At 65.3% G+C, this 20,728-nt stretch carries 18 protein-coding genes and 4 pseudogenes; 14 read left to right on the plus strand and 8 right to left on the minus strand.

Features of this window, described 5'->3' with window-relative positions:
* The first annotated feature begins 271 nt into the window (after window positions 1-271).
* The 4 genes and pseudogenes from KXD97_RS12340 to KXD97_RS12355 form a co-directional block, all read left to right on the plus strand.
* Window positions 272-3,358, plus strand: coding sequence for a DUF3427 domain-containing protein (locus KXD97_RS12340; RefSeq protein ID WP_260757055.1), 3,087 nt, complete (start codon window positions 272-274; stop codon window positions 3,356-3,358).
* Window positions 3,359-3,478: 120 nt separating this feature from the next.
* Window positions 3,479-3,802: a transposase gene (locus tag KXD97_RS12345; RefSeq protein WP_396884579.1), complete on the plus strand. Its 324-nt coding sequence runs from the start codon at window positions 3,479-3,481 to the stop codon at window positions 3,800-3,802.
* Complete coding sequence (locus KXD97_RS12350; RefSeq protein ID WP_260754047.1) at window positions 3,799-4,689, plus strand: IS3 family transposase; 891 nt, start codon at window positions 3,799-3,801, stop codon at window positions 4,687-4,689. Before KXD97_RS12345 ends, KXD97_RS12350 begins: the two co-directional genes overlap by 4 nt.
* A 28-nt stretch (window positions 4,690-4,717) precedes the next feature.
* Window positions 4,718-4,939: pseudogene (locus KXD97_RS12355) on the plus strand (CoA transferase); the annotation flags it as partial.
* 24 nt (window positions 4,940-4,963) lie between these two features.
* Here the strand turns inward: KXD97_RS12355 and KXD97_RS12360 are convergent.
* Both KXD97_RS12360 and KXD97_RS12365 read right to left on the minus strand, forming a co-directional pair.
* The gene (locus KXD97_RS12360; RefSeq protein ID WP_260757056.1) at window positions 4,964-5,269 is read right to left on the minus strand and encodes a DUF732 domain-containing protein; all 306 of its coding nucleotides are present in this window, start codon (window positions 5,267-5,269) and stop codon (window positions 4,964-4,966) included.
* Between the two features lie 60 nt (window positions 5,270-5,329).
* Complete coding sequence (locus KXD97_RS12365) at window positions 5,330-5,497, minus strand: hypothetical protein (RefSeq protein ID WP_260758298.1); 168 nt, start codon at window positions 5,495-5,497, stop codon at window positions 5,330-5,332.
* On the opposite strand from KXD97_RS12365, the gene KXD97_RS12370 reads away from it, so the two are divergent.
* The 3 genes from KXD97_RS12370 to KXD97_RS12380 all read left to right on the plus strand — a co-directional run bounded on the left by KXD97_RS12370 (window position 5,438) and on the right by KXD97_RS12380 (window position 9,380).
* Window positions 5,438-6,409, plus strand: a complete 972-nt coding sequence (locus KXD97_RS12370; RefSeq protein WP_260757938.1) for an IS630 family transposase — start codon at window positions 5,438-5,440, stop codon at window positions 6,407-6,409. The genes KXD97_RS12365 and KXD97_RS12370 overlap by 60 nt on opposite strands.
* Before the next feature lie 529 nt (window positions 6,410-6,938).
* Window positions 6,939-7,967, plus strand: a complete 1,029-nt coding sequence (locus KXD97_RS12375) for a hypothetical protein (protein ID WP_260757057.1) — start codon at window positions 6,939-6,941, stop codon at window positions 7,965-7,967.
* 187 nt (window positions 7,968-8,154) lie between these two features.
* Window positions 8,155-9,380, plus strand: a protein-coding gene (locus tag KXD97_RS12380; protein WP_260757937.1) for an IS3 family transposase whose coding sequence is annotated in 2 segments (ribosomal slippage) — window positions 8,155-8,386 and window positions 8,386-9,380 — 1,227 coding nt in all. Because the reading frame shifts where the segments join, the coding sequence is not laid out codon by codon here.
* A 27-nt stretch (window positions 9,381-9,407) separates the two neighbouring features.
* On the opposite strand, the gene KXD97_RS12385 is transcribed toward KXD97_RS12380, so the two are convergent.
* Window positions 9,408-9,542, minus strand: a complete 135-nt coding sequence (locus KXD97_RS12385) for a hypothetical protein (RefSeq protein WP_260758300.1) — start codon at window positions 9,540-9,542, stop codon at window positions 9,408-9,410.
* Here KXD97_RS12385 and KXD97_RS12390 point away from each other — a divergent pair.
* The 3 genes from KXD97_RS12390 to KXD97_RS12400 all read left to right on the plus strand — a co-directional run bounded on the left by KXD97_RS12390 (window position 9,480) and on the right by KXD97_RS12400 (window position 12,267).
* On the plus strand, window positions 9,480-10,454 hold the full coding sequence (locus tag KXD97_RS12390; RefSeq protein ID WP_260757939.1) for an IS630 family transposase: 975 nt from the start codon (window positions 9,480-9,482) through the stop codon (window positions 10,452-10,454). The genes KXD97_RS12385 and KXD97_RS12390 overlap by 63 nt on opposite strands.
* An 81-nt stretch (window positions 10,455-10,535) precedes the next feature.
* Entirely contained in the window at window positions 10,536-11,423 is an 888-nt protein-coding gene (locus tag KXD97_RS12395; RefSeq protein WP_260757058.1) for a DUF732 domain-containing protein, read from the plus strand.
* Between the two features lie 268 nt (window positions 11,424-11,691).
* Window positions 11,692-12,267: a DUF6431 domain-containing protein gene (locus KXD97_RS12400; RefSeq protein ID WP_260751629.1), complete on the plus strand. Its 576-nt coding sequence runs from the start codon at window positions 11,692-11,694 to the stop codon at window positions 12,265-12,267.
* A 282-nt stretch (window positions 12,268-12,549) separates the two neighbouring features.
* Here KXD97_RS12400 and KXD97_RS12405 read toward each other — a convergent pair whose 3' ends face one another.
* Window positions 12,550-13,590 (minus strand): HNH endonuclease, encoded by a 1,041-nt coding sequence (locus tag KXD97_RS12405; RefSeq protein WP_260757940.1) that lies wholly within the window; start codon window positions 13,588-13,590, stop codon window positions 12,550-12,552.
* A gap of 107 nt (window positions 13,591-13,697) precedes the next feature.
* On the opposite strand from KXD97_RS12405, the pseudogene KXD97_RS12410 reads away from it, so the two are divergent.
* Window positions 13,698-13,974, plus strand: a pseudogene (locus KXD97_RS12410) (patatin-like phospholipase family protein); the annotation flags it as partial.
* A gap of 4 nt (window positions 13,975-13,978) precedes the next feature.
* On the opposite strand, the gene KXD97_RS12415 reads toward KXD97_RS12410, so the two are convergent.
* The gene (locus KXD97_RS12415) at window positions 13,979-14,977 is read right to left on the minus strand and encodes a hypothetical protein (RefSeq protein ID WP_260757059.1); all 999 of its coding nucleotides are present in this window, start codon (window positions 14,975-14,977) and stop codon (window positions 13,979-13,981) included.
* Between the two features lie 236 nt (window positions 14,978-15,213).
* Here KXD97_RS12415 and KXD97_RS12420 point away from each other — a divergent pair, with 236 nt between their 5' ends.
* The gene (locus tag KXD97_RS12420) at window positions 15,214-16,944 is read left to right on the plus strand and encodes a VanW family protein (RefSeq protein ID WP_260757060.1); all 1,731 of its coding nucleotides are present in this window, start codon (window positions 15,214-15,216) and stop codon (window positions 16,942-16,944) included.
* Here the strand turns inward: KXD97_RS12420 and KXD97_RS12425 are convergent.
* The gene (locus tag KXD97_RS12425; RefSeq protein ID WP_260757061.1) at window positions 16,908-17,573 is read right to left on the minus strand and encodes an RNase H family protein; all 666 of its coding nucleotides are present in this window, start codon (window positions 17,571-17,573) and stop codon (window positions 16,908-16,910) included. The two genes, KXD97_RS12420 and KXD97_RS12425, sit on opposite strands and share 37 nt — an antisense overlap.
* A gap of 231 nt (window positions 17,574-17,804) precedes the next feature.
* On the opposite strand from KXD97_RS12425, the gene KXD97_RS12430 reads away from it, so the two are divergent.
* Window positions 17,805-18,749, plus strand: a complete 945-nt coding sequence (locus KXD97_RS12430; protein WP_260757062.1) for a hypothetical protein — start codon at window positions 17,805-17,807, stop codon at window positions 18,747-18,749.
* 120 nt (window positions 18,750-18,869) lie between these two features.
* Window positions 18,870-19,890: pseudogene (locus KXD97_RS12435) on the plus strand (patatin-like phospholipase family protein).
* A 136-nt stretch (window positions 19,891-20,026) separates the two neighbouring features.
* On the opposite strand, the pseudogene KXD97_RS12440 reads toward KXD97_RS12435, so the two are convergent.
* A pseudogene (locus KXD97_RS12440) lies at window positions 20,027-20,440 on the minus strand (PIN domain-containing protein).
* Window positions 20,431-20,658 (minus strand): hypothetical protein, encoded by a 228-nt coding sequence (locus KXD97_RS12445; protein WP_105387169.1) that lies wholly within the window; start codon window positions 20,656-20,658, stop codon window positions 20,431-20,433. The pseudogene KXD97_RS12440 and the gene KXD97_RS12445 overlap by 10 nt, the downstream one beginning before the upstream one ends.
* Between the last annotated feature and the right edge of the window lie 70 nt (window positions 20,659-20,728).

A 20,728-nucleotide genomic window follows, 5' to 3' on the forward strand; every position in this document is an offset into this window, starting at 1 on the left:
CACCGAGCTACGCCCCCTGAAAAACCCCGTCGCGTCAATATAGCGCGAACGGGCAGACGATACTCATCGTGTGCGACAAGCTGACCTCGGAGTCCTGCGGCAGTATCAATTAGGGCAGATCCGGAAGCTTAGCGCATGGTCGGCGGCGCCGGGGGCATTCAGCAAACATTGCGAGTAAGGCTTCGTCTGCTGGGTTGCGGGCCGATACGGCTCCCGAGACGCTCAGAGTGGCATGCGCGGAGTTGTCGCCGGACCGCGTTAGCCTCCCCGCGTGGAGACTGGACTGTACGAATCTGTGCTCACCCCGCGGCTGCAGTCAGCACTTAATGACACATCGGGGTTGCACACCGAGCTGAGCACGGTCGACGACGCTGAGCAGGCGCTCGTCCTCGCCCGCCACCTGAGCCCGCTGATCGAGCGGCAGCTGCGAGCCGCGCGCGGTGCTGAAGAGCGCGCGCACCTCGCCCGGAGGATTCTCGCGGCTCTCGGTGACCCCGACGTCTTAGAGGATGCGCCGTATCAGGACGAGCCGACGAAGATTCGCCGCCTGGACGCCGTGACGGTTGATGCGTTGGGCTGGGTGCAGCCACCGCGGCCGGCCACGCCGCTGTCGGATGCCGCACTGATGACCAACGCCCGAAACGAACCGACCCTCGCCGCCGAGCTGCGCGCGGAATTGGCGAGTGCCGACCACGTGGATCTGCTGTGCGCATTCGTGAAATGGCATGGCCTGCGGCTGCTGGAACGGGAGCTCACCGAGTTGCGCCAGCGTGGCGTGCCGCTGCGTGTCATCACCACGACCTACCTCGGCGCCACCGATGCCCGGGCCCTGGATGCCCTGGTGAATGACTTCGGTGCCGAAGTGCGCATCACCTACGACACCAACATGACACGTCTGCACGCCAAGGCGTGGTTGTTGCGGCGCAACACCGGCTTTCATACCGCCTACGTCGGCTCGTCCAATCTGTCTCACGCTGCGCTGGTGGACGGCTTGGAGTGGAACGTACGACTGTCGGCGATCGCGACACCGCATCTGTTGGAGAAGTTCCGCACCACCTTCGACTCCTACTGGGAAAACCGAGAATTCGAGCCTTACCGGCCGGACGAGGATGGCGAGAGGCTGCGCAACGCGCTGGAGGTCGCCTCGGGGAAGAAGGAACGGGACCCGTTGGCCATCACGCTGTCGGGCTTGGAAGTCACTCCGAAGCCTTACCAAGCAGAACTGTTGGAACAGCTCGACGCCGCACGAACGCTCCATGATCGTCACCGCAACCTGATTGTCGCGGCCACCGGCACCGGCAAGACGGTGATCGCCGCCTTGGATTACCGCCAGCTGGCCCGTGAAGTGCACCGGCGGGATCTCACGTTGCTGTTCGTGGCACACCGCAAAGAAATCCTGACGCAGTCCCGGCGGATGTACCAGGAAGTCCTCACCGACCCCACCTTTGGTGAACTGCTCGTCGGCGGAGACCAGCCCACCAAGTGGCGCCATGTCTTCGCCAGCATCCAATCCTTGACGGCCGACCGCCTTTCCACCATCAACCCTGACCACTTTGATGTCGTGGTCATCGACGAGTTCCACCATGCTCAGGCGGCGTCCTACCGGCGGCTGCTCGACCACATCGAACCCATGGAACTGGTGGGGCTGACCGCGACACCCGAACGCGGCGACGGCATCGACGTTCGCGCGTTCTTTGACGGGCGCGTCGCCGCGGAGCTGAGGTTGTGGGATGCCTTGGAACAGAACCTTCTTTGTCCGTTCCACTACTTCGGGGTGTACGACGGCACCGATCTGGAACGACTGCAGTGGCGCCGCGGAGGGTATGACCTCGCCGGACTGAGCGAGGTCTATACCGCTAGCGATGCACGCACCCGGATTGTGCTGGATCAGCTCCGGGACAAGATCGCCGATGTCGGCGCCATGCGCGCCCTCGGATTCTGCGTCAGCGTCGAGCACGCGCGTTACATGGCGGACAAGTTCGTCGCAGCCGGCATTCCGGCGCGTGCGGTTGTGGGTCTCGATGACAGCGCCGAGCGTCGAGAGGCGCTGGCGGCGTTGAGCAACCGCGACATCAACGTGCTTTTTACCGTCGACCTCTTCAACGAAGGACTGGATATCCCGTTGGTGGACACTGTGCTGTTTCTTCGGCCCACCGAGAGCGCGACCGTCTTCCTGCAACAGCTGGGTCGGGGATTGCGGCTGGCGCCGGGCAAGTCGGTGCTGACGGCGCTGGACTTCGTGGGGCATCAGCGCAAAGAGTTCCGTTTCGACCAGCGGTTCCGTGCATTGACCGGGGTCGGGCGTAAACGGCTGGAAAAGGAGATTGAGCAGGGTTTTCCGTTCCTGCCGTCCGGTAGCCAGATTGTGCTCGACGAGGTCGCCCAACGGATCGTGTTGGAGAACGTCCGACAGCAGGTCGCCCCGAAGAAGGCGACTTTGGTTTCGGAGATTCGCGCGCATCCCGACAGCCTGCTCGCCTCGTATCTGCAGGAGTCCGGGCGCGGTCTGGAGGACGTTCTGCGCACCGACCGGTCATGGACCACGCTGTGCCGCGCCGCCGGGAAGCTGGGGCCGCTGCCCGGTTCGCGGGAGTCCGAACTGGTGAAGCGCGTGAAGGCGCTCGCACATGTGGATGACCGCCACCGGGCCGAGGCGTATCGCGCTCTGCTGGCGGGTGGTGCCATCACCGAGCAGCGGCTGGCAGACATGCTGTTCTACTCGCTGTACCCCAACGGTGGGGGATTCGACAGTGCTGCAGCGGGACTCGACATCCTCCGCAGGGAAGAGGTCGCGGCGGAGATGCGCCAGGTCGTCGACATCGCCTTCGACGCCGCGCACCGCAGCACCTACGCGCTGGGTGATCTGATCCCGAAATTGGCCGATGTGCCGTTGGCTCTGCACGCCACCTACTCGCGCGAAGAGATCCTCGCTGGGCTGGGCTGGGTGTCGGAGAAGCGGACGCCGTCCACCATGCGGGAGGGCGTGGCCTGGTGTCCGGCGGTCAATGCCGACGCCTTCCTCATCACACTGAAGAAGACCGATACCGACTACTCGCCGACGACCATGTACCGCGACTTCGCGCTGAGCTCGGACCTGTTCCACTGGGAGTCGCAGTCGACCACGTCGGCGGCGTCACCGACAGGGCAGCGGTACATCCACCACAGTGAGCGTGGCTCACACATCCTGCTGTTTGTGCGGGAGACGAAGACGAACGCGCTGGGTGCGGCGCCGTACATCTTCCTGGGGCCGGCGGACTACGTCTCGCATGAGGGGGACCGGCCGATGGCGATTACCTGGCGGTTGCGGCGTTCGATGCCGGCGGAGGTGTACCTGGGGGCGCGGGCGGCGGTGGCGTAGCGCAAGAAAGATCAGAGGAGGGAAGCAGGGATCTGGTGATGTGGCTGTGCTACTTGAGGTTCCCCAGAAGTAGTGGACATCTGAGATAGCGGGACGGTGGTCCCGTGGAAGGATGTTCGTATGTCTGGTCGTCGGCGTTCGTTTACCCCGGAGTATCGGGTGGAGGCCGCGCATCGGGTGATCGATGGGAATCGGCGGGTTGCTGAGGTGGCCCGTGAGTTGGATTTGCATGAGAATCAGCTGCACAAGTGGGTGGCTGATGAGCGGCGGCGGATGGCCGCTGCGGTCGGCGGTACTGTGCCGGAGCCTGGTGACAGTCAGCAGCTTTCACCGGATGAGCGGGCGGAATTGATACGGCTACGGGCCAAGGTTGCCGAGCAGTCCAAGGACATCGCATTCCTGGAAAAAGCGTCGGCGTACTTTGCGGGCAAGCATCTAAAGTGAGCCGGTTCGAGCTCATGGCCGCGGAGTGCGCCTCCCACGATGTCGTCAGGATGGCCCAGCTGCTGGGTGTGTCCACCTCGGGCTACTACAAGCATCGCGACCGTCTCCGGGCCAGCGAGCCCACGCCGGCAGTCCAGCGTCGCCGGGACCTGGAAGTCAAGATTCTGACCCATCACACGAACTCCAACGGCACCTACGGGTCGCCGCGGATCACCGCCGATCTGCATGAGGCCGGGGACCAGGTTTCGCACAACACGGTCGCCAAGATCATGGCGGAGTTGGGGATCGAGGGCGTCAGTCCGCGCACCTTCAAGACCACCACGGTCGTTGATCCGTGCGCGTCGTTCCCGCCGGATCTGGTGGGTCGCCGCTTTGACCAGGGCCGTATCGACGCGGTGTGGTCCACCGACATCACCTACCTGAGCTGCGGTGAAGGCGACATGTTTCTGTGTGCGATCCGCGACGAACATTCCCGCCGGGCACTGGGCTGGGCGGTCGATGATCACATGCGCACCGAGTTGGTGACCACGGCCGTGGATCGGGCAGTGTTCACCCGCGGCGGCAACGCCAACGGCGTCATACTGCATTCAGACCGCGGGACCCAATTCACCTCGCACGGCATGGCTGAGGCCGCCGCCGAGCATGGTTTGCGCCGTTCGATGGGTGCCACTGGGATCTGCTGGGATAACGCCGGTGCCGAATCGCTGTGGTCGACGTTCAAGCATGAGTTCTACTACCGGCACACTTTCGCGACGAAAGTCGAATTGATTGCAGCAGTTGACAATTGGATGCGATTCTACAATCATCAACGTAGGCACTCGGCGATCGGTCAGCGCTCACCAATTAGCTACGAACGCACCATGAGTGTCACCCTGGAAGCAAGCTAACCGCGTCCACTTTTTCTGGGGAACCCCACCGGCGTCCCCGCTGCGCACCACCGACGAGCTGTTCACCGACGCGCATCTGGAAGCGGTCGGCTTCTTCGAGACCGTGCAGACCACATCCGGCCCGGTACGGTTTTCCGGTGTGCCGACCGGCTTTTCGCGCACTCCCGGCCGGGTGCGCGGTGGTGCGCCACGATTGGGGGAACACACGGCCGAAGTGCTCGCAGAGGTCGGGATCGCGCCGCCAAATTAGGCTGCGGCGCTTCCGATATGACGGTTACACCGGCGGGCAGTACGTCATGTTCGCGAGCACGACGTAGTCTGCGGCGCTGTCCCAGTCGAGGTCTGGGTTGTCGCTCATCACGAAGCCGACGATCTGCGAATGCGGCGTACCGAGGTCCAGCTGACGGCAGACGGCGTACGCGCTGTGGACGGTCGCGTACGGGTTGGAACTGGTGATGCCCACCTTCTGCAGCCGGTCGAGGAACGCGGCGTCCTGTGGTGCGGCGGCAGCGGGTGCTGCCAGCCCGACGGTCGCCGCCGCGGCCATGCCTGCGATCGTGAGCCTGGTGAGTGTCGTCATGTCGATTCCTAGTGTTCTGAGTCATTAATTCGTGGGCTCTTGGTAGTATGGGTGATGCCGTCACCGCATGCTGTCGAGATCGTGTTGACTGAGGATGAACGCGCTGAATTGGAGGGCTGGGTTCGGCGGCGCAACAGTGCTGCTGGGTTGGCCCTTCGGGCCCGCATCGTGTTGGCGTGTGCTGATGGCGGCGGCAACGCCGAAGTTGCTGATCGGCTTGAACTGCATCGGGGCACGATCCGCAAGTGGCGCAACCGCTTCGCTGAGAAGCGTTGTGATGGACTGCTTGACGAGCCGCGACCGGGCCGTCCTCGTGTCGTGGGTGACGGGCAGATCGAAGCGTTGATCACCGCGACGTTGGAGACCTCCCCGCCGGATGCCACTCACTGGTCGACGCGGTCGATGGCCGAGCATCTGGGTCTGTCGCAATCGATGGTGTCCCGGGTGTGGCGAGCGTTCGGATTGGCGCCACACAAACAGGATTCGTGGAAATTATCGAGGGATCCATTGTTCGTGGCGAAGGTCCGCGACATCGTGGGTCTGTACCTGGATCCGCCGGAGCGGGCCATGGTGCTCTGTGTCGATGAGAAGACCCAAATCCAGGCGCTCAATCGCACTGCGCCGGTGTTCCCGATGCTGCCGGGCACCCCGGCGCGGGCCACCCATGACTACGTCCGCCACGGCACGTCCAGTCTGTATGCCGCTCTGGATCTGGCCACCGGCACGGTGATCGGATCGTTGCACGCACGGCACCGTTCCCAGGAGTTCCTGGCGTTCTTGAAGAAGATCGATGCCGCAGTGCCCGCCGATCTGGACTGCCACGTCGTGCTCGACAACGCCTCCACACACAAGACGCCGGCGGTCAAGCGTTGGCTCATCGCCCATCCGCGCTTCGTCCTGCACTTCACCCCGACCAGCTCGTCGTGGCTTAATCTCGTCGAACGCTGGTTCGCCGAACTCACCACCAAAAAACTGCGCCGCGGCACCCACACCTCAGTACGCCAACTCAACGCCGACATTCGCGCATGGATCGACACCTGGAACGACAACCCACGGCCCTACGTTTGGACCAAGACCGCCGACCAAATCCTCGAATCCGTCGCCAACTACTGCCGCCGAATTAATGACTCAGGACACTAGGTGGATCGAGCCGCTGAAGCACCAACCGGGCTTCAGCAAACACAGCAGCTGTGGCCCGCGACCGCAGGCTCCTGTCTCTGCCCGGCATCGTAGCGCCGATGAGGGATGCCGCCCAACCGCGAAGCAACATTGGCTCGGCTAACTTTTGCGCGAGCAAGGGTTGCGGAAATGACGGTAACGCTGCTGCATCTGTCGGCGACATCAGTGATTGCGGGGGATCACGGGTGACCGCGCCGCGGGGGAATCGGGGGAGCCTGAGCTGAGTCGCTTCGATCGTCGCGCTGACGGGGGTTGAGCGTGACGAATGTGACTGCTGTGGCTAATCGGGCAATTGATGTCGGGTAGCTCCTACGAAGAGGGGAATCCCCGATTCCCTTTGTCGGTGTGCAAGCGCATCATCGTGCATAAGGAATCGGAACGACTGCAGTTGATCGTTGACGGCAAACAGAGAGCAGGCACTGGGGGTGTCGCGGGTGTCCGGTCGGGTGGGGCTGCGGCCGGCGCCCGGCACAGATTGTGGGGGTGCACAGTGAGTAGTGGGTATGACGGCGCACCGATGGTGGCCTGCCCGCACGGGCACCTCAACGCGGGGAACTACAAGTTCTGCGGACAGTGTGGATCGCCGATCGGCGTCGTGGCGTTTCCCGACGACGATGCTGTCGCCGAAGACGAACGCCCGCTGCGGCGCCGCAGTCTGGTCATCGGCGCTGCGATCGCCGCGGTGCTCCTGGTGGCGGTCGTCGCCGCGGTCGGGTTTCTGATCACCCGGTCATCCACAGATGACGAAACCACCCCGCAGGCAGACGGTTTCACGGCCGGCACGGCGAACCCGGCGGGCATGGTGCCGGCCTGCACGATGGCACCGCTGGTGCAGGCCGAGTCGGTCGCCATGACAGCCGACGGGATGACCGTCGACGCCGCGTTCATGTCGCAGTGCGCCGGCGGCAATACCGAGGCCTCGCCATCTGCGCGGATCACCGTCGCCGACGGCCAACGGGACATCGCGGCAGGGGTTTTCGACTTCTCCGCCGCACCTTTGACGATGAAGCCGGGTGAGACGGCGCGTCGCACACTGGTGTTCCCCGCGGGAACATACTGGCGGACCACCGCGATGTTCACCGGCGCTCCGCAACTGGTATTCCATCCCGGCGAGCAGGCCGAAGCAAGGACGGCCGCGTCGTCGGGTTCGGACCGGTTGGTCGCCCAGTCCGCCGCCGAACCCGAGCACGGCAGCATCGACGGGGTGGCCGAAGCTGTGCTGCGGGAACTTCGGGACGCGGACTACGGGTACGTGTCCGGGTCACTCGCGAATCGCTGGGTGCCGCAGATCAGCGCGAAGAAGTCCGGATTGGTCGTTGATGGCAGGACGCTCACCAGCGCCGACGTGCTACGCGACCACCTCGAGCTGAGAGACAGGTACAGCGGAGTGCTGTTGGTGTCGTCGGCGCAGTGGACGACCTTCAGCTCCGCGGACTTCTGGGTGACCGTCGTCGGGGCGCCGAAGTTGTCACCGCCCGAGGCGAACGCGTGGTGTGACGCGAACGGCCTAGTGTTCTGAGTCATTAATTCGTGGGCTCTTGGTAGTATGGGTGATGCCGTCACCGCATGCTGTCGAGATCGTGTTGACTGAGGATGAATGATCCGCCCCGGCGTGTCCGGAGAGTTCTTCTGTTGGGAAGGATGGGCACGTGGGAACGAAGTCATCGAAGCGGTATCCAGACGAGCTGAAGGCGCGAGCGGTGCAGATGGTGGCCGATCTGCGCAGCGACACGGTCTCGGAGTGGGAGGCGATGGGCCGGGTTGCTGATCTGCTGGGCGTCGGTACCGCCGAGACGGTGCGCAAATGGGTCCGCCAGGCCGAGATCGACGCCGGAGATCGGGCTGGGCAGACCAGCGAGGAATCCGAGGTCCTGCGCAAGCTGCGCCGGGAGAACGCCGAACTCAAGCGGGCCAACGCGATTTTGAAGGCGGCGTCGGTTTTCTTCGCTGCCGAGCTCGACCGGCCGTCTCAGTAGTCGTGGAGTTCATCAGCGCCCACCAGCACATGCGTGTGGGCGCTGATGGTCTCAAGTGGGGTGTCGAGTCGATGTGCGCCGTGCTCTCGGAGTTCGGCGTCGTGATCGCCCCGTCGACGTATTACGCCCACCGCGCCCGCCGTGGCCCCTCGAAGGCGGACTGGACTGATGCGCAGGTGATCGACGCCATCTGGCGGCTGCGCCGATCCAACAAGCTGTTCGCGGTTCTGGGTGCCCGTAAGACGTGGATTGTGTTGCGTACCAACGGACTCGATGTCTCACGGTGTGTTGTGGAGCGGGTCATGCGGGAGATGGGTTGGCGGGGTGCGTGCAAGCGCCGCCGGGTGCGCACCACCATTGCTGATCCGGCAGCAACGCGAGCTCCGGATCGGGTCGCGCGGCATTTCGTCGCCGGCGCGCCGGACCGTTTGTGGGTGGCCGATTTCACGTACTGCCGGACCCGTGCCGGCTGGGCCTACACAGCGTTCGTGACCGACGTCTACGCCCGCAAGATCGTAGGCTGGAAGGTGGCCACCGAGATGACCCAGAAGCTGGTGACCGATGCGATCAACCACGCCATAGATACCAGGAAGCGTTCTGGTGCAACATTTTTGGATGATCTGATCCATCACAGCGATGCGGGCTCTCAATATACGGCGGTAGCGTTCACTGAACACTTGGCCGCTGAAGGGATCCTGCCCTCAGTCGGATCGGTGGGCGATAGCTTCGACAACGCCTTGGCCGAATCGGTGAACAGCAGCTACAAGACCGAACTCATCGACCACCAGCCGCCGTATCCCGGTGCCGCCGACCTCTCGCTGGCAACCGCCGAATGGGTGGCTTTCTACAACCGGCAGCGACCGAATGGCTACTGCCAGGACCTGACTCCGGACCGGGCCGAAGCCCTCTATTACCATCGCCAACGGCACCCTCATACCGAGGAGGCACTCAGATAAGAGAACCTCCCGACATGCCGGGGTGGATCAGAACGCGCTGAATTGGAGGGCTGGGTTCGGCGGCGCAACAGTGCTGCTGGGTTGGCCCTTCGGGCCCGCATCGTGTTGGCGTGTGCTGATGGCGGCGGCAACGCCGAAGTTGCTGATCGGCTTGAACTGCATCGGGGCACGATCCGCAAGTGGCGCAACCGCTTCGCTGAGAAGCGTTGTGATGGACTGCTTGACGAGCCGCGACCGGGCCGTCCTCGTGTCGTGGGTGACGGGCAGATCGAAGCGTTGATCACCGCGACGTTGGAGACCTCCCCGCCGGATGCCACTCACTGGTCGACGCGGTCGATGGCCGAGCATCTGGGTCTGTCGCAATCGATGGTGTCCCGGGTGTGGCGAGCGTTCGGATTGGCGCCACACAAACAGGATTCGTGGAAATTATCGAGGGATCCATTGTTCGTGGCGAAGGTCCGCGACATCGTGGGTCTGTACCTGGATCCGCCGGAGCGGGCCATGGTGCTCTGTGTCGATGAGAAGACCCAAATCCAGGCGCTCAATCGCACTGCGCCGGTGTTCCCGATGCTGCCGGGCACCCCGGCGCGGGCCACCCATGACTACGTCCGCCACGGCACGTCCAGTCTGTATGCCGCTCTGGATCTGGCCACCGGCACGGTGATCGGATCGTTGCACGCACGGCACCGTTCCCAGGAGTTCCTGGCGTTCTTGAAGAAGATCGATGCCGCAGTGCCCGCCGATCTGGACTGCCACGTCGTGCTCGACAACGCCTCCACACACAAGACGCCGGCGGTCAAGCGTTGGCTCATCGCCCATCCGCGCTTCGTCCTGCACTTCACCCCGACCAGCTCGTCGTGGCTTAATCTCGTCGAACGCTGGTTCGCCGAACTCACCACCAAAAAACTGCGCCGCGGCACCCACACCTCAGTACGCCAACTCAACGCCGACATTCGCGCATGGATCGACACCTGGAACGACAACCCACGGCCCTACGTTTGGACCAAGACCGCCGACCAAATCCTCGAATCCGTCGCCAACTACTGCCGCCGAATTAATGACTCAGGACACTAGGCGCCGACGACTGTTTTGCCAAGTTCGTGAGCTCGCTGTTCGGTGTCGACGGCACCACGGTGTATCGGAAGTAGGTCGGGGATGGGCTTCTGTGTGTTCTGCGGTGGCGAGCTCACCGACACGATGCGGTGCACCGCGTGCGGAGCGGTCAACGTGGGCGGCACCTGGCACGAGTCGGCTTACGTCGTGTCCGGCGGAGCGGGTGTGGGTGCCGGTTGGCACCCGGATCCGACCGGTCGGCACGAGGGCCGCTACTTCGTCGGTGGACAGCCCACCGATCTGATCCGCGACGGCGGCGTCGAGGCGTTGGACCCGATGGGAAAGCATCGGCTCGAAATGTCTAGCGCTGGACCAATGTCGACACCGGTCGAAGCTCGAACGGGACGGCGGTGGTGGATCGTCGCCGCGGCGGTCCTGGCTCTGCTGGTGCTGGTCGGCGCCGGGGTGGGAACGTATGCCTACCTCCACCGCGACCGGACGACAGTGGACGAACGCTACCTGGTGGCGCTCAAGCAGTCCGGGTTCTCGGGCGAGTTCAATTCCGACGCCAACGCTGTCGCGCACGGCAAGCAGGTGTGCAGGACCCTCGAGGACGGCGGCCCGCAGCAGGGGATGCCGGCCGACGAGGTTGCGGTGCAGTACTTCTGCCCACAGTTCGTCGACGGCTTCCACGTGCTGCAGACCGCGACGATCTCGGGCAGCTTCACGCTCAACGACGACGACCCCAACCCGTACTTCCCGGCGATTGAAGTCGACGGCTCGTCGTGCGTCGGAGCGGGCGGGTATTCCGACGTCAATCCCGGAACCCCGGTGACGGTGAAGAACGGCAAGGGCGAGATCCTCACGACCACGTACCTGGAGGAGGGCAAGGGCGGACGGTTCCGATGCACCTTCGGCTTCACCTTCGACGTGACTGAAGGCCAGGAGCGCTACGTCGTGGCGGTGGGTGTTGACCGTCCCTCTGTGTGACGACCACGGCGGGGGTGATCGTCATTGAAGTTGTCGAAATCCCGGGTCGGGGACGGCGGTCGTCTGCATCATCAGCGTGCCCACGAACGGACCCCGCGCTGGTCTGCTCGCGCAGAGTCCATTTCGGCTCCGGCGCGATGCCGAATCCCGAGATCGTCACAATCGGTGACGGCGGACGCGTCGATTCTGCGGTCGCCCAACACGAACTGACCCCTATCCCGGTTCCCGGGTGATAGGTAAGGCTGGTGGATCATGGACTGGCTCTGCGGTGATCGTCGCGCGCACCGGCGAACTGGCCGAGAAACTGCTCGCCGCCGGCGAACTCCGCTGCCCGCGGTGCCGCGACGGCCAGCTGACTTCTTGGGGCTACGGCAGGCGGCGCTCCGTGCGCGATCACGACGGGACCACGATCACGGTGCGCCCCCGCCGCACGCGATGCCGGTCCTGCTCGTCAACGCATATCGTGATGCCCGCCGCTCTGCAGCCACGCCATGCCGACACCACCGCAGTGATTGGAACAGCATTGCTGCACAAAGCAAATGGACTCGGACACCGGCGTATCGCGGCGACCATGGGGCGGCCGGTGTCCACCGTGCGCCGCTGGCTTCGCCGACTACCGCCAGAGCACCTGGACCGTCTCGCACGCGACGGGACCGAGCAGCTGCTCGCCCTGGACCCCGACACGTTCACCGCGCTGCGCTACCGAGGGAACATGTTGCACCACGCGCTGTCGCTGTTGTCGGCAGCGGCCTACTGGGACCGCCGCCGCTACGCCCTCGGTGAGCCGCCGTGGACCCTGATCGGGATGTACACCCGCGGCCGCCTTCTGGCGCCACCCGGCTGACCCTCCGACGTCCCCGCGCTGCCGCCGGGGGCGTCATCACCATGCCTGCCGACAGTCGTCACCATGACGACCACCGCGTCGCCGCGACGATTACCCCGTCACAATGCAGACCGACCCCCGAAATCACGTCTGCATCCACAGTGACGCCATCGTCTGCATCCTGAGCGACGGCCAACAGCGGTGGGGAAGCGGGGCGAGTTGAGCTACTCGTTCGACGAACTTCAGGCCGGAGGCGTGGCGCTGGTCCTGGGATGAGATGCCTGCCGCGCCGATCGGTGCCGCCTACGCCCACCACGTCGGAAAGCTGACGTCCAAGCGCTCCCGCTGCTTGTATCCCGCCCACGTCGGCACGCCCGGAGGCTGGCCGCGGTAGATGCCTCGAGCGGCGGCGATGACGCGCTGGTGCTGGGTCGGCCACTGCAACGTGGTAGCGATGTCCTCCAGAACCTCCTGGTCGCGCTGCAGTACGCGGTCGACCAAGCGGACCGCGGGAAGGGCTCCGCTCTTGTCGCCGTTGCATCGCGCGCACGACAACACCAGATTCGACAGTCCATCAATACCCACAAGGGACCACGGCAGGACGTGGTCGATGGGGTTGTTCGCGGGCAAATGGGTGTGGCAGTAGAAGCAGTGCGGTCCGAATGCCTCCTTGAACGGTTCACGCACCGCCGCCAGGGCAGTCCGTTCGCGCCCGAACAGGTGACCGGCGACGTCGGGGACCTCCGCGTCGAGAAACCTGTTCATCCGGCGCACGTCCTCGACCCACATGATCTCCAGGGCCGGCTTCAACAGGCCGGCCAGGCGTGCCAGTCCGGCCGCGACCCCGGGCCGGAGTTCGATCGCGTCACCGTGCGCGCGCAGCGTTGAGCGTGACACATGGTCATGCAGAAAACCGTCGTCGTAGAGGAACGGGTCGCTGCCCGTCGCGCCGGGCAGCCTTTGCAAGCGGTGCAACGGCTGTTGCGCGAGGCACAGCACGATCTCGTCGATTGCCTTCTGGTAGGCGACCGGTGCCCGCAGTTGCGCGATCTCCACCGAGCCGGCCTGGCCGGAGGCGGTGCGGAACTCGTTGGTGGCGATCAGTATCCGTGCGCGCGGTTGTGTCGACTGCCGCAGCTCATGCCCGTCGAACGGTCGTACTTGCCGCCAGTAGGTCTCCAACACCCGGTGCGCCAGCGCGGGAATCGGCACCCGAAGTGTGTCGTCAGGGTTCTCGGGCAGGTTCTCGATGCAGTGCTCGATGAGGGCCATCAGCGTCGCCAGCTTGTACGTCGCCGTCCGCAGGCCGGTCTCAAGAATCGCGACCACCCGCTGGCCGAGCATCAGCGGGTCCACCGCCTCAGAGGTCACCGACGGACCTCGCTATCGCCCCGGCCAGGTACACCTGCACCAACGCATTATGACGAGGATGGGGCACAAGATGGGCAAACTCGACGTTCGGTGACCTGGTCGTCGACGACGACAACCTGCTCGCGGAGCGCCGTTACCAACCTGTCGTCACCCTGGCCAACCTGACCACGAGCCAATTGGTACGGCCGCGGGACTACAGGCGCCCTTCACGGGCTGGACCCCGACGAACACTCCGTCGCCGACGCGGTCCGCGTCTCGATGTCGATACCGTTCCTGGTCCGGCCGGTCACGCTGAAAGGCGCTCGCGGCCAACGCTGCACGCTGGTCGACGGGGGAGTGCTGTCGAACTTGCCGATCGCGGCTACGCCTTGGTGATCGCGTCGAGCCGCTTGAGAATGTGCGAGTGCCGCTTGTCGTCGATCTTCAAATACAGTCCGAGAGAACCCATGTCGACCGGGCCGGTGGTGTGCTTGAGCACCCTCGGAAGCGCCTCGATGATGTCGACGAAGTCCGCGATGAACTCCCGATAGCTCGCCAACGGATCGTCAAGCATGCGCGCGCAATCGGCGACGATGTCGACGTGCTCGGATCGCACCGGCAGCGCCCGGCAGCGTTCCGAGAGCTCCAGGAACCGTTCCAGGTAGTCCATCGTGCGATGCGCAATGTGCTTGATCGCCTCCGGATCAGCCTCCTCATCACCCTTGCCCGTGAACGCCGCCATGAACGCCGGCGCCGACATGAACCCGTGCAACTGTTCGGCGGTCCTGATCATCTCGTCGATGAGACCCACCACCGTGGACGCCAAATGCCCCGGCGACAGCCGGACACCCGAACTGGGCGACGTGAAGCCGAGTTCGCTGTCCCGCAACCGTGACTGCAGCGGCGCCGCCCGCTGCACCAGGACCGATACGAACAACGCCTGCTCCCAAGCCTTCGGTTTGTCCCGCGCCAGCGCATCCAGCTCGGCCGGTGTGGTAGCCAACCGCGCGACCGACGAATCATCCTGCGCCGGTTCAGCTTCAGCATCGACGTCCGGGTCGTCGGTGACCTTGCGCATGGCCTGGGCGCCGTCCTCCCCGTAGATGGCCCGCTTGTCGCCGATCAGCGTCCACCGCTTCTGCCGCTCGGCGCGGCGAGTCATCTCGAACTCCCGCTCGGCCGCCTCGTCCGCCTCCAGCCGGCGTTCCTTTTCGGCCTTCTGCGCGAGCCAATAGATCCCGGCGAACACACCCACGAGCGCCGCGCCGCCGACGAACCACCAGATGTACTTGATGACGAACCCGACCGCGAGGAGCAGCAGCAGGATGGCGCAGAACACCGAGCCGTCGCTCGGCTGCGAATAGCGCCCCTTCGATGCCATCTCCGTCTCCTCCCCAGGCCGGATCGTGGAGTCATCACGATAGAAGCGGGGTCTGACATCTGCGGTTCCGCACGACGGCAGCAAACGACAGCAAGCCGCGAACGGTGCCCCGGAAAGCGCCTGTCGCCCGGTCGCGCCAAGGCACCGCCCAATTCGAATCGCTAGGCTGGCGGCAGTGCGCTGCGTGCCGACGTGTGCGAGAGCAGCGCGAGCGATGGGTTAAGGATCGAAAAGCTATGCGGGCCGACAGAGCGCAACCACAGGTCATCGCCGCGACCGCACCCGTCGAACCCCCAAGGCCCCGCCGTCGACAGCTACTGCTGACCCTCATCGTCGCCCCGTTCGCGCTGCTGGCCGCCGCATACCTCGGCGATCTGCTGTACAGCAAAGACCGGGTGGTCCGAGGGACCACCGCTGCAAGGGTGCCCATCGGTGGTATGACGCTGACCGACGCCGAGGAGCAACTGCGTGCCGCAGTCTCCCCACGCACCACCCGACCGGTCCCCGTCACCGCCGGACCCGAGCGCCGCGAGATTGACCCGACGGCGGCCGGCCTGTCCGTCGACTGGCGCGCCACCGTCGACCAGGCCGGCGCGCAGCCGCTGAACCCGATCACCCGGCTGTCGTCGTTCTTCACCACCCGGGAGATCGGCGTCGTCTCCACCGCCGATGACGCGGCGCTCACCGCCGCGATCGACGGACTGGCCGCCCGCGTCGCCCAGGATCCAGTTGAGGGCACGGTGCGGTTCGCGGCCCGCGAGCCCGTCGGCGTCAACCCGGAGGCCGGCCGCCGTCTCGACGTGGACGCTGCCACCGAAGTGCTCAAGCGTGACTGGGCCACCGGCAGCACCGTCGACCTGCCGATGGTCGAATTGGAGCCCCGCACAACAGCGTCGGACGTCGAGGCCGCCGTCGCCGACATCGCAGCGCCCGCGGTGTCCGGGCCGCTGGTCATCACCGGCGAGGACGACGCCCGCGCCGTCATCTCCGAGAACGTCATCGCCACGGCCCTGACCTTCGACGTCGACGACGGCGACATCGTGGCCACCGTCGACCAGAACGTCATCGCCGACGCGGCGCGGCCCCAGCTAGCCGCCTCGGAGGTCCCGCGGCGCGACGCGACCATCGACTTCACCGCGTCCCCGCCGGCGAAGGTGCCGTCGCAGGATGGCCGTCGCATCGACTACGACGACACCCTCGCCGACCTGATGGACGTGTTGACCGACACCACCGACCGCGAGGTCGCGGCCGTCTATGTGGACGAGCCGGCGACGTTCACCACCGCCGACCTCGACGCGCTCGGCCCCGTCGAGGTCATCGGCGAATTCCAGACGTCCGGGTTCTCCGGTGACTCCGGCGTGAACATCAAACGCGCCGCGGGCGCCATCGACGGCATCGTCGTCGCCCCCGGGGAGACGTTCAGCCTCAACGGCGCCACCAACCCGCGCACTGCCGCCAACGGTTACGTCGAGGCCGGCATCATCCTGAACGGCAGACCGGACAGCGGCGTCGGCGGCGGCGTGTCCCAGGTGGCCACCACGCTGTTCAACGCCGCGTACTTCGCGGGCATGGAACTCGTCGAGCATCAGGAGCACAGCTACTACATCAGCCGCTATCCGGCGGGCCGGGAGGCCACCGTGTTCGGCGACGCCATCGACGTCAAGTTCCGCAACGACGGACCGACGCCGGTGCAGATCCAGACCACGTGGACGTCGTCGGCGATCACCGTCCAGTTGGTGGGGATCAAACGCTACGAGGTGACGTCGGCGCAGAGTCCGCGCTCGGCGCCGACGAGCCCGAGGACGATCACGATCCCGGCAGGGGAGTCGTGCAGCGCCAGCAGCGGCGCACCGGGATTCACCATCACCGACACCCGCACCCTGCGTGACATCGTCACCGGAGATACCCGCCGAGAATCCCACACCGTGCGCTATGACCCGATCCCCAAGGTGGTGTGCGGGGCCTGACCGCCGGTGAGCTGAGCGTCGCCGGTGCGTCGGCGGTTGAACTCGCGGGAATACGTGTCAGCCAAATCCTCGGCGCGGCAGCGGTACTCGTCACGATTGAGCGTGCCGTCGCGGAGTTTGAAGCGCGAGGCCAGCCGTGCCAGGCGGTGCGCACCTTCGTTGAGCGGCTCACCTGAATGGCCCTTGACCCAGTGCACCGTGATCTGATCCCGATGCTCGTAGATCGTGTGCCGAATGCGGACGAGTCCAGGTGTCTTGCCGCTTTCGCGATAGGCCGGATATCTCTTCGGCAGCACGTCGTGACCGTCCATCCACCGATTTACGAGCTCCACCGCGGCGGCATTGTCGCTGTAGATCGTCATGTCGCGACCGCACAGTTTCCGCACGGCAGCGCCGATCGCGCGTACCTCGGCCACCAGCACCACCGCTGAGCCGTGCATCTTTGTCGAGTGCCGAACAGCGTCCAGTCCGTACTCGCCAGACGATGCGAGCCAGGCGGAGCCGGCGATTATCCTCTTGCGCACCGAGCCGTCCGTCGCCACAAACAGAGGAGCCGCCGTCGGCGTGACGCCGGACGACATCTCGCCGTTCAGCATCGCCGGTACGTCCCCCGGTGGTTCAGGTGCCATCTGCGTCTCCTCCCCAAGACGTTGAGATGGACGGTAATTGGGCGGTCCGACATGTCACTGCTCCCAGGTAGCGTCCGCGCCATGACTGACAGACACAGACGACACAAAGCCAAGCAGGCGCGTCGGAACGCACAGCGGGCACGGAAACGTCGCGCTGACGCAGGCTCTGAACCGCCTCCTGACCCTCCGCAACAGGACCAGACGAGACATCTGAGCCCATGGAGTTTTCTGGTGTACGCCAGCAAGCAGGTCGAGGCAGCGAAGCCCGACCCGTTGGCGAACTTCCGTTCCCACCAGGAAGATCTACTCGACTTCGACTACCTCATCAAGAGCCTCGTCGACGACCCCACCCCAGAGTCCGCGTCCGCCGTAGCGCTGTTCGCCGAACTGCTGGACGGCGAACAGCAGTTGCGCTTCCGGGAAGCGTTGGACGCCTACAGCGGTCCGTTGGTGCCGTGGGTGGCCGCACTGCGCGACGTCGACGTGTACCGCGCCGTGCGCCTCACGCACGTCCTCGGAGACTTCGACCAGATCCTGCTCGGGGCCCGACTCGTCGACGGTCAGGAAGCAACGTGTGGGGTTTGGATCGATCACCTCGACGACTATGAGATTGCCGATGCTGCAGTTTGTGTCGCGAAGCTCGACGATGTCGTGGCCGAGCTATCCGGTCCTGACGTCTCACCCTCCGACATGACCCTCGCCGATGCACGGGTCTGGATCGACTATGGGTTGAGGCGGCCATTCTTCTTTCGGGAGACCGCGTCATGGCCCGATTGCCGGCCGTTGGTGAAGTGGTTGGTCAGTCGACTGCCCGACGGCGGCGATATGTATCGGCCACCGAGTTGGGATCACGCCGCGACCGAGGCGCTGCTCGATGAGTTCTTTGCGTCCGAGGCCGGAGCCGTCTACAACAGTCACGACCACCGGGACCTCCTACGCGAACTCATGGAATCGGGGACGGCAGACCCTTTCCGCTGGAGCGCGGCGCGCGTGGAACAGGTTCTCGGATCACCGCTGTTGGAGAGTAGGCACGCGCTGAAGGTGCTCCTGGATGTGCCCGACCTGCTGCGGGCTTTCATCCCGTTTGCGCACGAGCGAAGTGGAATCCGCGAGCGCTTGACCGCACAGACCATCGCTGCCCTCGCGTGGAGGGATGGTGACAGAAGATCTGCGTGAACCGCCGGTGCGCTGAGGCGTCGATCGACCCGGACGGCGGTCAGGTTTGATCAATCCCACATTTCGGTGAATTCGCCGTAGCGGCTGCGGTCGGAACGCGGCGCGTGTCAGCCTGGAGTCATGACTGCGAAGCGGAATTCGCACCGCGCGGATCTCGTGCTGTCCGGCGGCGGGGTCAAGGGGATCGGACTGGTCGGGGCGGTCGGTGCGCTGCGCGACGCAGGCTATGCGCTCCAGCGCATCTCGGGAACCTCGGCCGGCTCGCTGGTCGGCTCGGTGGTGGCCGCGGCGACCCAGGCCGGCGGGATCACCGCCGACCAGCTGCGTGACCTCGCGGTGGACGTGCCCTACCGCAGGTTCAGCGACAGCGGCCCGATCGAGCGCATCCCGCTGGTCGGTACGACCTGGGGTCTGGTGCGGGGGACCGGGCATCTACCGCGGCGACTTCGCGCACCAATGGATCCGCGGTGAGCTGAAGAACCTGGGTGTCAGCACTTTCGGTGACCTGGCGATCGACGACGACAGCCTGTTGCCGGAGCGCCGGTACCGGCTGGTGGTCACCGTGGCCGACCTGACCAACGGTCAGCTGGTGCGGCTGCCGTGGGACTACGAGCGCCTCTACGGCCTCGACCCCGACGAGCAGTCCGTCGCCGACGCGGTCCGGGCCTCGATGTCGATACCGTTTCTGTTCCGGCCGGTCACGCTGAAAGACGCTGCCGGCCAACGCTGCACGCTGGTCGACGGCGGGGTGCTGTCGAATTTCCCGATCGACTCGCTCGACCGCCTCGACGGCGCGGAGCCTCGCTGGCCGACGTTCGGGGTGACGGTGTTGCCCTACCTGCCTGCCGCGACCGCCGAACAGCTCATTCCCGGCCTGCGGCTGCCGTGGGACGGGCCGACGTTCCTGGAAAGTCTGCTCACCACCATGCTGGTCGGCCACGACCAGGCCTACCTCGACCAACCGTGGGTCAAGGTGCGCGCCATCGAGGTGGACTCGACCGACGTCGGCGTCCTCGACTTCGGCATCACCCGCGCCGAGGCTGACGCGCTCTACGACAAGGGCTACGCGGCGGCTGCCGAGTTCCTCAGAACCTGGGACTGGCCGGCGTACGTGAACCGCTTCCGGCGCGCCACTACGTGACGTGGGGCGCTCCTCGTTCCTTTGAGTCGCGAGCACGCGCTCTGCGAGCGGGGCGGCGCTTCACCGGCTGGTGTCTGTGACGGGACGCTGAGAGACGCGTGGTCGGGTGCACGACCGCGACGTCCGTAGGGCGGTGTCACGCAATCCGCAGCGCCTCTACTGGTTGACCCGAAGTCTGTGCGATCAGGCTGAAATCCTTGTCGAGGCCGAGAACCGTCAATCCGGCGACTTCGGCCGTGGCGGCGATGAGCAAGTCGGGAATCGATGGCGCGCGGTGCAAACCGCGGTCGGCGAGGATGAGCTGTACTTCACGGACGCGATCTTCGATGGCCGGCGTCATGTACTCGACGGGCATAAGTGCCAAGGGCGGCGAGACAACTTCGAAGTGCGCCTCCGCCGCTGTGCGAAACGAATAGCCGATCTCGAGGAACGTCACCGTGCTGATGTGGACCAGCCCGCGTTCGATGCGTTGCATTCAGTTATCGACGTCGGGTGAGTCCGCGAGTCGCGTGTGCGCCGACTTGTCGATCAGCCACGATCTCAGCGCCACGCGCGGTCCATCACCTCTGGGTCATCAAGGTCGGAAGCTGCTGCCGCCGCCCGGCGCAGATCCTCGATCGTCAACCGACCGCGAGACTCGCCATGAGTGCGCTCGGCCTCGAAGCGTCGCCTGAGATACTCCTGCCGCGACAGCCCTTGTGCCGCGGCCGCGGCATCGATATGTGCCACGGCCGCGTCTGACAAACCCCTGATCAACACATCTGCCATGCGCCTGACCTCCCGATATCGCTGACACCGTACGCCGCGGCCGGTCGGGGCGGTGCACCTTCTGACGCGT

The sequence above is a fragment of the Mycobacterium sp. SMC-8 genome (assembly GCF_025263565.1).
Lineage (GTDB): Bacteria > Actinomycetota > Actinomycetes > Mycobacteriales > Mycobacteriaceae > Mycobacterium.

Bases quoted from the DNA above. Each gene is read 5' to 3' on its own strand.
- KXD97_RS12345 (WP_396884579.1), top strand. From the start codon at position 3,479: ATGTCTGGTCGTCGGCGTTCGTTTACCCCGGAGTATCGGGTGGAGGCC.
- KXD97_RS12360 (WP_260757056.1), bottom strand. From the start codon at position 5,269: ATGACGACACTCACCAGGCTCACGATCGCAGGCATGGCCGCGGCGGCG.
- KXD97_RS12365 (WP_260758298.1), bottom strand. From the start codon at position 5,497: ATGCAGTTCAAGCCGATCAGCAACTTCGGCGTTGCCGCCGCCATCAGC.
- KXD97_RS12385 (WP_260758300.1), bottom strand. From the start codon at position 9,542: ATGCAGTTCAAGCCGATCAGCAACTTCGGCGTTGCCGCCGCCATCAGC.
- KXD97_RS12395 (WP_260757058.1), top strand. From the start codon at position 10,536: ATGGGCTTCTGTGTGTTCTGCGGTGGCGAGCTCACCGACACGATGCGG.
- KXD97_RS12405 (WP_260757940.1), bottom strand. From the start codon at position 13,590: ATGCTCGGCCAGCGGGTGGTCGCGATTCTTGAGACCGGCCTGCGGACG.
- KXD97_RS12415 (WP_260757059.1), bottom strand. From the start codon at position 14,977: ATGGCATCGAAGGGGCGCTATTCGCAGCCGAGCGACGGCTCGGTGTTC.
- KXD97_RS12420 (WP_260757060.1), top strand. From the start codon at position 15,214: ATGCGGGCCGACAGAGCGCAACCACAGGTCATCGCCGCGACCGCACCC.
- KXD97_RS12425 (WP_260757061.1), bottom strand. From the start codon at position 17,573: ATGGCACCTGAACCACCGGGGGACGTACCGGCGATGCTGAACGGCGAG.
- KXD97_RS12445 (WP_105387169.1), bottom strand. From the start codon at position 20,658: ATGGCAGATGTGTTGATCAGGGGTTTGTCAGACGCGGCCGTGGCACAT.